Source organism: Pseudomonas sp. B21-032, from assembly GCF_024748965.1.
Classification (GTDB): Bacteria; Pseudomonadota; Gammaproteobacteria; order Pseudomonadales; family Pseudomonadaceae; genus Aquipseudomonas.
The window spans coordinates 4,971,353-4,985,473 of sequence record NZ_CP087180.1 but is presented as its reverse complement, the minus strand read 5'-3'; the positions used below and the strand labels follow the sequence as shown (position 1 = coordinate 4,985,473).

Here is a 14,121-nt window from a genome sequence, read left to right as displayed (position 1 = left end):
AAGTTTGGGGGTGATCTGGTTTTTCGGAGAGATCTTTCGATTAAAAAGCGAAGAGACATAAGGCTTGATGATAAAATAATCATAGACTTAGTCCTGAGGGATTTGAGTTTTGATGTTTTGATTCATAATGTTTACGTAAAGAATAGACAGCAAAGATCTTTGGCTCTTGAATCAAGCTATCCTAATGCTACTGTGTGCAGTGTGAGTAATCTGGAATGTATAGTGAGTTGTGAAGTTGTGAAGTTGTGAATGTTTCAGTTCGTTAGGCTTCAAAATATACAGTTTTGATTTGGTGTTTTTTTGATACTGTTAAGTTCTATTTATGTGTTTGCAGGGAAGATGCTATGGTAGAGCAGAAAAAAGCTTATGAAATACCAGTTTGCTCGCTTCCTGGTATTTCTATTGAAGATAAATTATCTGATTTAGAAAATCTGACGGTGTTTTTGAATTGTCGGGGAATTGAAACTAAAAACACTCGTATCGATAGATATCAGAAGTATCTCAGGGCCGCTTCGGATTTCGGGATTGAAAAGTCGGACCCCGTGAAGGTATTTAAGAATGTTACCGATGCTCGATTTCAGCATGATTTAGATTGGTATTTATACGTGCTGAGGGAAGTTGATGAGCTGGCCCATATTCTTAAGGGTTTAAAGGTGCATGTGCCAAATGGTATTGATGATCGGCTCCGTAAAGTTGTTGCGGGGGCTGATTTTGCAGCTTTAGATAAAAATTCAGAGTCGCGTAATATTCAGTTTGAACTACGCATCGCAAGCTATTTTTGCCTTTCTGGTTTTGTGGTGGACCTGTCTACCGAGACTGATATTTTGGCGTTCAAAGGTAGGCAGCATTTCTATATAGAGTGTAAAAGGGTGTCCAATGCGAAACAGTTAGAAGAAAACATTCTAAAGGCTAAGCAGCAGATATTGGCGAGGATGCCTAAAAGAAAAGGGATTTTAGCTAAATGTTATGGGGTGATTGCCCTAGATGTTACAAGGGTCGCATACAGTCATAATGGGCTTACTATGGGAGTCACTAATGATCATGCACGGGATGTTGTGCAAGACGCTCTTAGGGGTATTTCAAATAAGCTCGGGCATATAAAATTTTTCTCGAAGAAGCCGCCGATAATACAGTGCTGGCTTCAAATACATATACCCGGACTGATTGAGCATCCTCCTCAGGCGTTTACTCGATTTTCATCAATGTTCCTTACTAATCCAGAAGTGGCATTTGGATGCAAAGCTGCCCTCTCATTGCTCCACAGTGCTACAGCAGGGCTAGATCTCGCTGATCCTCGAGAGCATCCGCCCAAAAAATTAAATACTCGGCTTGATCTACCTGCTGGAGCAGAACTGTGGTTGGATTCGAATATATCTGAAGTTTTTGTTAAGGCGTCTGATTCGGAGTTATCTAAAAATCTCAATATTAAAGAGTTTCCAGGCTTTGATGATGTGACGAAGAAAAATATAGGAGGCATGCTAGTGCAAGGGGAGGAGTATAACTTTTCTATGCTAGATCTTGTTACGTTACTGGCGAAAAGCTCTCCAGAATTAGTTAGAGATTTGGGCGTTCGACTGTCCAGTAGTGAAGGCCTGGAAGCTCGAACTGAATTGCTCTGTATGTTGTTTTTAAATAAATATCCTTTTCATGAAGGGTGGCCCTACACGAGCAGCGATTAATTTTTGCTATGCCTCCATGCATGAAGATGTATTCCATCTGTACGTTCTTCTTCCGTACTTGGTGGGGGTATAAGATTTGCTAATGGTTACGTGTTGACGGGGGATTGATCATGAATAAATATGAGGTGGCCAGCGACGCATGCGGTGTAGAGTGACTTGATTGGTAATCTGATATATTAACTCTTTGTCTTTTATGTAAGTTTCCTGTCCGTTTTTGTTGTCATGAGTGTCTCGAATTTATTTGCTTTTAGTAGGGTGATAAGTTTTATATAAAGTGTTGTTGGTTGTGGTATTGAAAGAATGGTCGAGGACGTATGCATAATATTACGCATAAATTTCCACCCTTACCTCTAAGTGAACTAATCGCTAGAATTGAGCGATTTTCAGAAGCTAAGCTTCATGAAAAGCACTCGTTGATATCTGACTTGGTCAAGGTTCATCCTTTGCTTAGCATGGATTTTGGTGCAGGCTCTGTATTTAGGCGGGCAAGGAAGATTGATGAACATGATTATCCTTCCTCAGTTCAAGATTTTCTATGGAGGGTTGGCGGTAAACCTTCCGTTGGTCGAGCTAATCCTGAAGGGTTTCCGGTTCTTTACATTGCAGATAGGCCGGAAACAGCGTTTAGTGAAACTCACATAAGTGACAACTTTGTATTGCTCTCTGAGCTGAGAATTCGAGAAGGTGCTAAATGTAGGATTGCCCCTATAGGTGAAATGCTGCAAGTTCAGCGTACAGGCAGAGGGTTTCTATCCGGCGATGCTTCGGTTGCCATAAATAATATGCTGAACGCCTGTAGTATTGATCAAGCTCGATCTCTTCTTATAACGGATGCATTTTTGTTTGAGTGCTTGGTTGGTGATGATGAGAAGTATCTGGTTTCATCATTTGTTTCTGAAGCAATCTTTAAGAAAAATAGGAAAATTTCTGCAGTCGCTTATCCGAGTGTTAGACAGCATGGTGCGATAAATTTCGCAGTGCGAATTGATGATTTCTGGGACTCTTGGAGTGTAGTGGCTGCTCGTCGTATGAGGGCTCGCCATTTAGCATGTGGATACTACGAAACTACACGAACTGAGCATGTCTTAGGTATCACTGCAGAAGGCAAACTAGTCTGGGGAAAAGGGAAGATTGAAGACAATATAGCTTGCAGGCTTGAGCCACCTTGGCATCCAGGGTTGTGAGAATACTTCGTCGACCAGACCTTTCAGTTCCTGTATATGGCTGAGGTCGATCAAAAATGACATTTTTGGGCGGCAGGACTGGTCAAGACCAACCACATGCCGATCCGCTTCCTGCTGTATGTAGCGATCACCGCGCTGACCCGCCTGCTGATTGGCGACGTGTCGCACCACAAGGCGCCGGACGCCGGTTTGCTGTACGTGTGCGGCGGCATCCTGCTGCTGGCGTTCTCGATCCTGGTGGTGCGCTACGCCTCGTACCGCTACCCGTCGACCAAAGCCATCGATGCTAGTGGCAAGGAGATCGAGGAAGCGAAGTAACCTGGCCGGCTTTTGCACCGTTGCGGGTCATGGCGGCGAGGATTTCCACGGCGCTGTGGCCCTGTTCGATGGCGATACCGAACTGGACGCTTTCGATCAAGCGCTGCAGGCGCTGCGGGTCGTTGCGCTGGGCCGGGCTGATCAGCCGTTTGGCGACGATGCCGGTGTCGTTGGAGAGGGTCAGCATGATGCTGCCGTCGAGCCGCTCGATACTCAGGTTGACCCGGTACTCGGGGGCAAAAGCGGCGTTGATCTGTGCGAAAGGGTTGATCATGGAGCTTCACCTGGCAAAGACATGCAGTGATTGACCGGGAGGGGGAGGGTTGGTTCAGGTAACTTTTCTCACGATCTTTTGCGATATCTGACAGCTAAATCCTACGACCGAGTGGGATGCTTCTGAATTGCCTCTGCCCAGGCAGAAGGCCACCTTTACCGTGCTAGGTTCCGGGCTTCATTTGCCCAAGGAAGCTACACATGACACGGAATAATCAACCCACCTCTTCCTTCACCAACGCGCTGACTTCGCAACAGAGCGCAGCCGTTTCATCCTCTGTTACCGAAGCCATCTATCGTCTGGCAACCCAAGGCAGCCGCACGCGCAAGGGGGGTGTCATTCGCCAGGCCAGTGCCCCACTGATCATCACCCTGGACGATGGCCAGGTGGTGCGCGTGGCGCAGACCGGTGACTATGCCGACTACCCGGACGGCAGCCGCGCGCACATCATCAGCGGCGCCGGAGCCCAAGGGCAACTGCAGGATCAGGCCATTGCCCTGGTCGGCAGTGCCTTGAGCAACGGTGATGAAATCATCGACACCCCACAAAACACTGCGCTGATCAGCAAGCAGCACGGTGTACCCCTGGCGGACGATTTCCTCACGAGCGCGAGGTGAGCGATGGTCTATCGCCTGAACCTCAATGGTCGCGGCGCCGGGCAGCATGGCGACCCGACCACCAGCGGGGCGACCTGCCTCAGCAGCCAGTCCAGTCACCTGCAGAACGGGGTCGGCAGCCTGCGCCTGGGGGATGCCACCACGCCATGCCCGGAGTGCGGCCAGGCCGGCAAGATTGCCGAAGGGTATGCTGACTGGACCATCGACGGGCTGCCGATCGCCTTTGATGGTGCGCAGATCGACTGCGGCTGTCCGGCCGGCAGCAACCGCCTGGTCGCGCCGCTGGATGGCGGCGGCGCCAGAGCGGCGCCGGTAGCGGGCGGCTTTACCGCGCCGGCTGGCCAGGCCTTCAAGCCGCCTGCGGCGACGCCCAGGCCAGCCGCCATCGCTACGACTAATCCCGCTTCAGCCATGTCCAGTGCGCCCGGCGCGCTGGAGCCGGGCTTCTATGTGGTGCCACGCAGTATGTCGGGTCAGCAGGTGCTGGCCCGGCTTGGCGGCGAAAACCGCTACCTCAGCGCCCGGCTGCAGCGGCTTAACCCCACCTTCGCCGAAGGCTTCAAGGCCGGTGAACTGTTCGTCCTCGGCGACCCCGACACCGGCATGAGTTGCACCCGCGAGGAAGCTCAATTGATGGTCGCTGCCGCCCAGGTGCGCGAGGTACTGGCGCCGCTGACCGAGGAGGAGGCCAACTTCATGGTCCGCTACCAGGGTGAAATCGCCGGCTTGTTCAGCGGCGCCAGCCAGTCGATGGGCGTCGGCAAAGACATGCTCGGTCATGGTTTGAGCCAGGTTGAAAACAGCCTGCGCGCGCTTGAACAGCTGCATCAGCGCTCGTTCAGCACCTACGGGCATCTGAACAGCCCGCAGTTTTTCGCCTCCCGCCAACAGCTGTACCGCCAGCTGGATGCCCAGTTGAAGACGGCGTTTCTCAACAAGCCATTGAACCTGGGCAATTACGAGAGCCTGCGTCGAGACCTCGGCATCTCGACCAAAAGCCTGGTTCACCACTGGAGCCGTGCCGGTGCGCCGGGAGAGATCCCGGGTTATGCCACACACCTTGAGCAGGTATCCCGGACCGCGAAATACCTTAAGCACGGTGGGTATGTCGGTATTGCCCTGGGGGGTGGCGCGTCGGTTCTCAAAGTGCAGGAAGTGTGTAGAGCGGGGGAGACGGAGGAGTGTAAGAAGATTCGATTTACTGAGGCTGGGAGCTTTTCTGGGGGGCTGGCGGGTGGTGGTGCTGGTGCTTATTGGGGAGGGAAGGCAGCTGTAGCTGTATGCGGAATTGCTGCCGCTACCAGTGCTGGGGTTGGCGGAGCGATTTGTGGAATTGTTCTGGTTGGTGGTGGTTCGCTGATTGGAGGGTATGGGGTGGGCAAGGCTGGGGAGCTCACGGGGGAGGCACTTTACAATTGGACGGGACCATGACGCCTGACTTCTACTATTCCTGGCATCCAGGGTTACGATTCGCGTTCTTGTTCACGCCGTTCGTGATCATGATGTCTGGTGTGGCAATGAGTACCTACCTTGCCTTAAGTCGAAACTTTGAGACCATGATTGCGAGCTTGCAAAAGAGTTTTTGGCTTCAACAGCAGATGCCTTTCTGGGGGACGACAGGTTGGAGGTCACGTTGCTATCTGCTCAGCACAATCAGTGGAGCATTGCTCTATCCGAAACTTAGTGTTCGATCAGGGATGATGGATGCCGAAGAGTTACGTAACTTCCCTCGGTACCTTCGACGCAGAATGCTAGTGGCTTCCTGGCTGACAATCATTGGCTCAGCCTGGTTGTTTATCGGAGTTGCCTTGATCAAGCTGTTGGTGCAACGCTAGTGCTGGCTGGAACTGTGAGCAGCTTCTGGAGCTCTTGGTGGGCATTTGCCTTCATGCTGACTCCCTTCGTGATGGGTATAACCGGCGTAGCCATGGAGACCTACATCGCCCGCAGCCGGGACTTCGACCTCATCATTGCCAGCCTCCCAAACAGTCTCTGGCTCAAGCAGCAGATACCGTTCTGGGGGACCACCAGGTTGAAATCGCGCTGCTATTTGCTCAGCACGATTTGCGGCGCAATGCTTTATCCAAAGCTTTGCATCCGCCTGGGAATGATGGATGCAGAGGACTTGCGCAACTTTCCTCCACGGCTTCGGCGACGATTGTTGATTGCTTCCTGGTTGATCATCATTGGCTCAGCCTGGCTGTTTATCGGTGTCGGCCTGATCAAGCTTTCAAAAACCTGAGCAAAAAAAAGCGAGCCCCATGGGCTCGCCTTGGAAGTTTGCAGAGCAGAGGAGACTCAGGAGTGTAAAAAGATTCGATTTGCTGAGGCCGGAAGCTTTCTGGTGGGTCGCTTGCTGGCGGGCCAGGAGTTAAAGCAGGTGGCGAATGGCTCAGGGAATTCGTTTATAAAAAGGTCAATCCATAACGGAATTTTGTAGTTCTTGGTGGGCATTTACTTTCATGCTGACTCCTTTCGTGCCCAGTCTTTCCGGCGTGGCGATGGGCGCGTATATCGCCTGCAGCCGCGACTTCAACACCATCGGAGAATGCCTAGGAGACAAGATTTATCAGGTGAAACATGATTGACATAAACACTTGGCCGCCGAGCGTTGCGATCGCTTTCGGTTTTGCACCCTTTGTCATCCTCTTATTTGGCGTAGCCATGGAAACCTACATCGCCCGCAGCCGGGACTTCGACCTCGTCATTGCCAGCCTTCCAAACAGTCTCTGGCTAAAGCAGCAGATACCGTTCTGGGGGACCACCAGGTTGAAATCGCGCTGTTATTTGCTCAGCACGATTTGCGGTGCAATGCTTTATCCAAAGCTCTGTATCCGCCTGAGAATGATGGATGCAGAGGATCTGCGCAACTTTCCGCCACGGCTTCGGCGACGATTATTGATTGCTTCCTGGTTGATCATCAGTAAGCGTCCGCCCAACTCACCTTGCGTAAGTTAGGCAGACACCCACTGATGCGGTAACAGTCGCCCGATCTCACTGGCCCGTTGCGTCGGCAACCGCGTCAGTACATCTTTGAGATAGGCATATGGATCATGCCCATTCATACGCGCTGACTGGATCAAGCTCATGATCGCAGCCGCCCGTTTACCGCTGCGCAGCGATCCGGCAAACAGCCAGTTCGAGCGCCCGAGTGCCCACGGCCGTATCTGGTTTTCAACTTGGTTGTTGTCGATGGGCACAGCTCCATCGTCCAGGTAGCGCGTCAGCGCTACCCAGCGTTTCAGGCTGTAATCGAAGGCTTTGGCCGTGGCTGATCCGTTGGGCACCAGGTCGCGCTGGGCCAACATCCAGTCATGCAGTTTTTTACTGATCGGTACCGCCATTTCCTGACGTATTCGCCAGCGATCTTCATCACTCATGTCCCGCGCCTGGCGTTCGACCTCGTACAGGCCGCTGATCGAGTGCAACGCCTGTTCGGCTAGCTGACTTTTGTTCGCCACATGCAGATCGAAAAACTTGCGACGGGCGTGGGCCATGCAGCCGATCTCAGTGATGCCTTGCTCAAAACCAGCTTTATAGCCAGCGAAGTCATCGCAAACCAGCTTGCCGTTCCAGTCGCCCAGGAAGTTACGCGCGTGTTCGCCAGCACGGCTTGGGCTGAAGTCGTAGACCACCGCCTTGAGCGCCGAAAACGGCGTCGTGCTGTAGGCCCAGACATAGGCTCGGTGGGTTTTCTTCTCGCCCGGCGCAAGCATTTGCACCGGTGTTTCATCAGCGTGAATCACGCCCTGGTTCAGAACGGCTTCACGCAGTGCATCGACCAGCGGCTGGAGCCGCACACCGGTTTGTCCGACCCACTGGGCCAGGGTCGAGCGAGCGATTGCCAGCCCCGCGCGGCCAAAGATTTTCTCCTGCCGGTACAGCGGCAAGTGGTCGGCAAACTTCGCCACCATCACGTGGGCCAACAACCCTGCGGTCGGGAGACCTTTGTCGATAACCTGCGCCGGCACCGGCGCCTGCATCAGTGTCTCGCACTGACGGCAGGCCCATTTGCCACGCACATGTTGCTCGACAGTGAACACGCCCGGCGTGTAATCCAGCTTCTCGCTAACGTCTTCGCCGATGCGTTGAAGTTGGCAGCCACAGGTGCACTGAGTGTTTTCCGGTTCGTGGCGGATCACCGTGCGTGGAAACTGCGGCGGCAATGGCGCACGTTTCGGGGATTGCCGTGGCTCGACCTGTGGCGAAGCTGGGAGGAGCTGTTTCAGCTCTGCTTCGATAGCTTCAAGGTCTGTGTCGAGCAGGTCATCCAGCAAGCTGCCTTGCGCCGGGCTGATTTGCTCGCTGCGCTTAGCAAACTTGTGGCGCTTGAGCAGGGCGATTTCGAACTTGAACTGTTCGATGAGGATTTCATCGTTCTGGATCTTCCTGCTCATCGCCTCGACTTGGGACTGCAACTGCAGCGCCTGTGCCGCCAAGGCACGGAGCTGTTCCGGGGTCATCTGGTCGAGGTTGGGCGAGAAAGTCATGCCGCCGATTGTGCCAGAGCAGGCCCGAAACGACGACAAGCAGACCGGTCAAATGGCCGGCGATTACAGCATGCTGATCACGCCACCCGTGCCGACTCGCTGCCACGGCAAACCCAGTACCAACGCCTGGAGTTGCTCGCTGTCGAGTTCGACCTCGCAGCCATGGCGAATGCCGGGCCAGTGGAACTTGCCTTGGTTCAGTCGACGCGCTGCAAGCCAGACGCCGACGCCATCGTGCACCAGCACTTTCATCCGGTTAGCCCGGCGATTGGCGAACAGGTAAGCGCAGTGCGGCTTCGCCGCACCGAACACCGCGATCACTCGGGCTAATGCGGTTTCGGTACCGGCGCGCATGTCCATCGGCTCGGTGGCCAGCCAGATGGCATCGATACGGATCATCGAGTGACAGCCCGAATAAACTGCGCGCAGCCTTCAGGGTCTGAGGTTGGCCATTTCACCGTGATCACTTGCCCGGCCATGGGCAACTCGATGATCACTGGCGCTTCGGCTGGCCGTTTAGGTGCGGCTTTAAGCGGGACGAATGCCGGTAGTGAAGCCGCTGCGGGCTGATCTCGATAGAGCGGCATCCATTTGCGGATAACGTTGGCATTGATGCCATGGCTGATGGCGACACTGGAAATGGATGCGCCAGGTTGCAGGCATTCCTGAACGACCTGGGCTTTGAACGGTTTCGGATAAGAGCTTCGTTGGCGCATGGAAATCCTGGCGATAAGGGTGATCGCGTCCGCTTAAAAATACGCGGACACCATCGCCCTTAAAGCTGGAGTTCGGAAGGTGAGTTCGCCGGACGCTTACGATCATCATTGGCTCAGCCTGGATGTTTATCGGTGTCGGCCTGATCAAGCTTTCAAAAACCTGAGCATAAAAAAAGCGAGCCCATGGGCTCGCCTTTTTACCGTCTGCGTTGCTGCTTGTTCAGTTGATGCGAGCTTGCTCGTTCTCCAGAAACTCTTCCTGCAACAGCCCGTCATTCTGGGCGCCGTCGATGCTTTGCTGGGCCACCGCGCGTTTGCTGCGCAGTTTGCCGTAGAAGTGCTCCAGGGCGTGGTTCAGTTTGATTGCGGCGCCTTCGACAGCCTGGTCGAGGGATGCGGACTTGTGGCTTACGGAAATCGGTTGATGGCCTTTTGGGCGTGCCTCCATCTGGCAGCGTTTGTCGTGCGGACCTGGCTTGTCGCCGTTCTCGTCGCGCAGGTGGACCTCGATGCGGGTGAGGTCTTCGTCATATCGTTCGAGCGTGCTTTCTACCGTGCTGCGGACCCACTCTTCCAGCCGGATGTTGCCTTGAATATGGTTGTCGCTATTGACCTGGATTTGCATAGTTCAATCCCTTATTCAGCTAGCTCGCAAGAGAATCGATGGGGCCTTGGCGGCCTGTGACAACCATCGCCTCTTGACTACAAGGTCAGGCACTTGGCCAAACAATTCAAGCCCTTTTGAAATAAAAATATCTTGTAGCAAATAGCCCGGCACAGGCCGGGCTTTTGCATGCGCTGGATCAGAACGCGACGGAGGTCTGCAGGTATACCGTACGGGGTTCACCCACGTACTTGCCCTTGTTGTTGTCGTCGAACGAGCGGGTGTAGTACTGGTGATTCAAGATGTTTTTCACCCCCACGGCGACGTTGAGGTTCGACAGTTGCGGGCCGAAATCGTAGGCCGCGCGGCTGCTGAACAGCATGTAGCCGGGGATGCGCCCGGTGCTGCCGTCAGCGCTTTCGGCCGCGGTGTTGGCGTTGTCGGCGAACTGGTCGCTCTGGTAGCTGCTGTCGAGGTTGAGCCGCCACTGGCCTTCGGTATAACCGATGCCCAAGGTGCCTTTGTGACGCGAGGAGAAGGGCACACGATTGCCCTTGTTCGGCCCGTCTTCGCGGATTTTAGCGTCGACAAAAGCGTAAGTGGCATACACGTCGAAACCTGCCAGCGCCGGGTTGAGGCCTTCGAGGGCGTACTTGACGCTGGTCTCGATGCCCTGGTGGCGGGTTTCGCCGCGGGCGATCACTGAATCGTTGGTCTGGTTGCTTTCGTACTGGTTGTCGAAGTTGATCAGGAAGGCGCCGATTTCGGCTTGCAGGTTGCCGTTGTCGTAGCGGGTTCCCAGTTCCCAGGTGCGGGCTTTTTCCGGTTTCACTTCGCCGCTGCTGACCCGGTTGGGCATCTGGCTGTACTGCACGCTGCCGAACGAGCCTTCGGTGTTGGCGTACAGGTTCCAGCTGTCAGTCAGGTGGTACATGACATTGAGCGCCGGCAGCGCGGTGTTGTAGTCGCCCTGGTAGCGCTGGCCGTTGAGTGTGTTCGACTGCTCGGAATCGATCATTTCGTAGCGGATGCCCGGGGTGATGGTCCACTGGCCGATGTCGATGCGGTCATCGAGGAACAGCGCATGGGCTTCGGTGCTGCCACGGGTGTCGCGGTCGTTGCGGCTGGCGCTGGTCGGCAACTGGTTGGCAGCGATCGGCTCGCGGTAGCGCAGCTCGTGGCCGGCTTCGTTGACGTAGCGGTAGCCTACGCCCACTTCATGCCAGCTCTCGCCGAGGGCAAAGCCCTGGGAGAAGCGTGTTTCGATGCCGCGTACCCAGTACTCGCGCGGCGACAGCGAGACGAAGCTGCCCTGGTCCAGATAGCCGCTGCGCAGGGTCTTGGTGAAGAAGCTGTTGACGCTGAACTGGCGGGCGTCTTCCTTGTAGTCATAGCCGAAGTTGAACATCGTTCGCCGGCCCCAGAACTTGTCCTGCAGGCGGGTCGACTGGTACGGGTCGGCATCGTAGTCGGCAACGCTCAGGCCGCCGGGCATCTGCGCTTCGCCTTCGTAGTACTGGGCCATGGCGTGCAGGCTGTTGGCCTCGTCTAGCTGGTATTTGCCCTTGAGGATCAGGTCGTCGATGTGCGTGTCGCTGTGCTCGCGCCAGTCACCGCCACGGCTGCCGGAGTACAGCAGGGCGCCGCCCAGGCCGTTGGCGTTGGTGCCGCCGGCGAGCAGGTTGGCGCTGGTCTTGAAGCCGTCGTGGCTGGACGACGGGCTGGTCTGGGTCTGGAAACCGGCTTTCACCGTCGGCTCGTCGGGGATCGCCCGGGTCACGAAGTTGACGATGCCGCCGACGTTCTGCGGGCCGTAGCGCACCGCGCCGCCGCCGCGCACGACGTCCACCGCGTCCATGTTGCCCATGCTGATCGGAGCGAACGACAGCTGTGGCTGGCCATAGGGTGCGAACGGCACCGGAATGCCGTCCATCAGCACCGTTGAGCGCGAGGCCAGGCGCGGGTTGAGCCCGCGAATGCCGAAGTTCAGCGCCATGTCGTGGCTGCCGGTGCCGTTGTTTTCCGGGGCGTTGACCCCGGGGATGCGGTTGAGCACTTCGCGCGCGGTGGTAGCGCCGCTGCGCTCGAATTCTTCGCGGCGGATTACATCGCGGGCACCGGCATGTTCGAAGACGTTGTCTTGCTGCGCCGCGCCCAGCCAGTCGCCGACCACGGTGGAGGCGCCGAGCTCGACCGGCGCGCTGGCGGCCGCGAGCGGTTGCAGGCTGAAGGCGTTGTCACCTTCGGCGCGGGCGTGCAGGCCGGTGCCTTGCAGCAATGCATCGAGACCCTGCTGCGGGCTGTACTGGCCCTGCAGGCCGGGGCTGTGCACTCCGCGGGTGAGCTGCGAGCCAAACGAGATCAGCACGCCGCTTTCACGGCCGAACTGGTTCAGGGCGTTTTCCAGCGTGCTCGGGGCGATCTGGTAAGTGCGCGCCGGGGCCTCGGCTGCCTGGGCGGCAACGGCGCTGAAACTCAGGCTGGCACCCAGCAGCAGGGTGCGCAGGGCCTGGGCAAGTGGACTCGGTCGAAGGGGCATGCAGAAGGTCCTTGAGAAGGTCGAAGCAAAGGGTTCTGCCTTCTCTGTCACGCGAGATGTGAAAACGGCTCAGGTCAGTGGAAAAACCTTCAGGCCCGCGCTTCGACCGTCACCCAGTAGCGGGTAAAGCGCCGCACGCGCACCGGCAGTGCCACCTCGAGCAGGTCGAGAATGCGTTCGCTGTCGGCCAGCGGATAACTGCCGGAAATCAGCAAATTGGCTACCTCGGGTGCACAGTTGAGCTGGCCGCGGCGGTATCGGCCGAGCTCGTCGAGAAACGCGCCAAGGGGCATGTGCGCAGCCACCAGCATGCCGTCGACCCAGGCGCCGAGGTTGCTGTCCAGGGCCTGGCTGGCCTGCCAATGCGGGCCGTTGAAGCGCGCTTGCTGGCCCGCCCCCAGGCGATTGCCGGCCAGGCTGGCGCTGCCTTCGAACACCGCCAACTGGCTGTAGCCGGCGAACTGGCGCAGGTTGTAGCGGCCGTTGCCCAGGTTCAGCAGGCCGTGTTCGCTGCGCAGTTGCAGCGGTCGGCTATCGCCGGCCACGGTCAGTTGCAGTTCACCTTCGAGCAGGTGCACCAGGCGCTGGCTGGCATCGAAACGCACGTCGGCGGCGCTGCGGGTGTTGAGCTGCAGCAGGCTGCCGTCGTCCAGGGCCAGGCGCCGGCGTTCGCCGACCGGGCTGCGGTAATCGGCGAGCAATGTCGGCAACGGGTTGTGCTGCTGCAAGGCCAGGCCGCTGGCGCTGCCGACCCCGAGGATCAGCAGGGTTTTCAGCGCCCGGCGGCGGCTGGCCGAACGTGGCGCCTGCAACGCGGCGTGGGCCAGGGGCGAGGATAAGCCGCGCAAACGTTGATTGACCCGCTGGATGTGCTCCCAGGCGCGCTGGTGGTTGTCGTCGGCCTGCAACCATTGCTGCAGGGCCTGTTGCTGACGCGCATCGAGGGCGCCGCCCTGCAGCTCGATCAGCCAGTGCACGGCCTGTTCGGCCACCTGCGGGGAAAACTCTTGATGGCCGTTCACAGGGCGAAGTAACAGCGCATGGCCGCCTTGTTCAGGTAGCGCTTGACCGTGGCCAGGGAGATGCCCAGTTGCGCGCCGATCTCGGCGTATCTCAGACCATCGACCTGGGCCATCAGGAATGCGCGCTTGACCACCAGTGGCAGGCCGTCGAGCAGGCGGTCGAGCTCCAGCAGGGTTTCGAAAATGATTGCCCGGTGTTCTTCCGACGGCGCCAGTGCTTCGGGCAACTGCGCCAGCGCCTGGAGGTAGGCGCGCTCCAGGTCCTGGCGGCGGTAATGGTTGCACAGCACGCGTTTGGCGACGGTGGTGAGGAACGCCCGCGGCTCGTTGAGCAGCGGCGTTTCGCGGCCCTGGAGCAGGCGCATGAAGGTGTCCTGGGCCAGGTCGGCGGCACTGTCGGGGCAGCCCAGACGCCGGCGCAACCAGCCGGTCAGCCAGTTGTGATGGTCGAGGTAGAGGCCTTCGAGCGAGGAAGAGGGAGCGCTGGGCACCGTGAACACTCCGGCGCCGGGATGCGCAACAGAATAAGAATTGTTCGCATTGTAGTGAAAGGTGCCACTACTCGGCAATCGGTGCCTGACTGACGGGCGTAGCAGAGGATCGGGGAAATGTAAAAAACGTAAATACGCTTTACTCACATTTGAGAATGAATAGCATTCGCTCCCTAGATGAATTTAC

General features: G+C 56.7%; 15 protein-coding genes and 1 pseudogene. 8 read left to right on the top strand and 8 right to left on the bottom strand.

The window, feature by feature from the left end; translation table 11 throughout:
• Positions 1-344 precede the first annotated feature (344 nt).
• The 3 genes and pseudogenes from LOY54_RS22960 to LOY54_RS22950 form a co-directional block, all read left to right on the top strand.
• Entirely contained in the window at positions 345-1,679 is a 1,335-nt protein-coding gene (locus LOY54_RS22960) for a hypothetical protein (protein WP_258608036.1), read from the top strand.
• A gap of 314 nt (positions 1,680-1,993) precedes the next feature.
• A complete protein-coding gene (locus LOY54_RS22955) occupies positions 1,994-2,863 on the top strand; it encodes an RES domain-containing protein (RefSeq protein WP_258608034.1) in 870 nt (289 codons plus the stop codon).
• An 84-nt stretch (positions 2,864-2,947) separates the two neighbouring features.
• Positions 2,948-3,181, top strand: a pseudogene (locus LOY54_RS22950) (phosphate-starvation-inducible PsiE family protein); the annotation flags it as partial.
• Here LOY54_RS22950 and LOY54_RS22945 read toward each other — a convergent pair.
• On the bottom strand, positions 3,150-3,455 hold the full coding sequence (locus LOY54_RS22945; RefSeq protein WP_213603285.1) for a DUF3509 domain-containing protein: 306 nt from the start codon (positions 3,453-3,455) through the stop codon (positions 3,150-3,152). The pseudogene LOY54_RS22950 and the gene LOY54_RS22945 overlap by 32 nt on opposite strands.
• A 200-nt stretch (positions 3,456-3,655) precedes the next feature.
• Between LOY54_RS22945 and LOY54_RS22940 the strand changes: the two genes are divergently transcribed.
• From LOY54_RS22940 to LOY54_RS22920, 5 genes are all read left to right on the top strand, one after another.
• Positions 3,656-4,072 carry a hypothetical protein gene (locus tag LOY54_RS22940; protein WP_258608032.1) on the top strand — a complete coding sequence of 139 codons (417 nt, stop codon included), beginning with the start codon at positions 3,656-3,658 and terminating at the stop codon, positions 4,070-4,072.
• A 3-nt stretch (positions 4,073-4,075) separates the two neighbouring features.
• Positions 4,076-5,503, top strand: coding sequence for a PAAR domain-containing protein (locus LOY54_RS22935; protein ID WP_258608030.1), 1,428 nt, complete (start codon positions 4,076-4,078; stop codon positions 5,501-5,503).
• Complete coding sequence (locus LOY54_RS22930; RefSeq protein WP_258608028.1) at positions 5,500-5,907, top strand: hypothetical protein; 408 nt, start codon at positions 5,500-5,502, stop codon at positions 5,905-5,907. The genes LOY54_RS22935 and LOY54_RS22930 overlap by 4 nt, the downstream gene beginning before the upstream one ends.
• A gap of 14 nt (positions 5,908-5,921) precedes the next feature.
• Positions 5,922-6,314 (top strand): hypothetical protein, encoded by a 393-nt coding sequence (locus tag LOY54_RS22925; protein WP_258608027.1) that lies wholly within the window; start codon positions 5,922-5,924, stop codon positions 6,312-6,314.
• A 338-nt stretch (positions 6,315-6,652) separates the two neighbouring features.
• The gene (locus tag LOY54_RS22920; protein ID WP_258608025.1) at positions 6,653-7,030 is read left to right on the top strand and encodes a hypothetical protein; all 378 of its coding nucleotides are present in this window, start codon (positions 6,653-6,655) and stop codon (positions 7,028-7,030) included.
• Here the strand turns inward: LOY54_RS22920 and tnpC are convergent.
• The 7 genes from tnpC to LOY54_RS22885 all read right to left on the bottom strand — a co-directional run bounded on the left by tnpC (position 7,027) and on the right by LOY54_RS22885 (position 13,934).
• Entirely contained in the window at positions 7,027-8,562 is a 1,536-nt protein-coding gene (gene tnpC / locus LOY54_RS22915; RefSeq protein WP_258608024.1) for an IS66 family transposase, read from the bottom strand. The two genes, LOY54_RS22920 and tnpC, sit on opposite strands and share 4 nt — an antisense overlap.
• A 63-nt stretch (positions 8,563-8,625) precedes the next feature.
• Positions 8,626-8,961 carry an IS66 family insertion sequence element accessory protein TnpB gene (tnpB, locus tag LOY54_RS22910; protein ID WP_232893846.1) on the bottom strand — a complete coding sequence of 112 codons (336 nt, stop codon included), beginning with the start codon at positions 8,959-8,961 and terminating at the stop codon, positions 8,626-8,628.
• The gene (gene tnpA / locus LOY54_RS22905; RefSeq protein WP_258608021.1) at positions 8,958-9,278 is read right to left on the bottom strand and encodes an IS66-like element accessory protein TnpA; all 321 of its coding nucleotides are present in this window, start codon (positions 9,276-9,278) and stop codon (positions 8,958-8,960) included. Before tnpA ends, tnpB begins: the two co-directional genes overlap by 4 nt.
• A 220-nt stretch (positions 9,279-9,498) precedes the next feature.
• A complete protein-coding gene (locus LOY54_RS22900) occupies positions 9,499-9,903 on the bottom strand; it encodes an HPF/RaiA family ribosome-associated protein (protein ID WP_045197178.1) in 405 nt (134 codons plus the stop codon).
• A 178-nt stretch (positions 9,904-10,081) separates the two neighbouring features.
• Positions 10,082-12,421: a TonB-dependent Fe(3+) dicitrate receptor FecA gene (gene fecA, locus LOY54_RS22895; protein ID WP_258608019.1), complete on the bottom strand. Its 2,340-nt coding sequence runs from the start codon at positions 12,419-12,421 to the stop codon at positions 10,082-10,084.
• Between the two features lie 89 nt (positions 12,422-12,510).
• Positions 12,511-13,443: a FecR domain-containing protein gene (locus tag LOY54_RS22890; protein WP_258608017.1), complete on the bottom strand. Its 933-nt coding sequence runs from the start codon at positions 13,441-13,443 to the stop codon at positions 12,511-12,513.
• Positions 13,440-13,934, bottom strand: coding sequence for a sigma-70 family RNA polymerase sigma factor (locus LOY54_RS22885; RefSeq protein WP_258608015.1), 495 nt, complete (start codon positions 13,932-13,934; stop codon positions 13,440-13,442). The genes LOY54_RS22890 and LOY54_RS22885 overlap by 4 nt, the downstream gene beginning before the upstream one ends.
• Positions 13,935-14,121 lie beyond the last annotated feature (187 nt).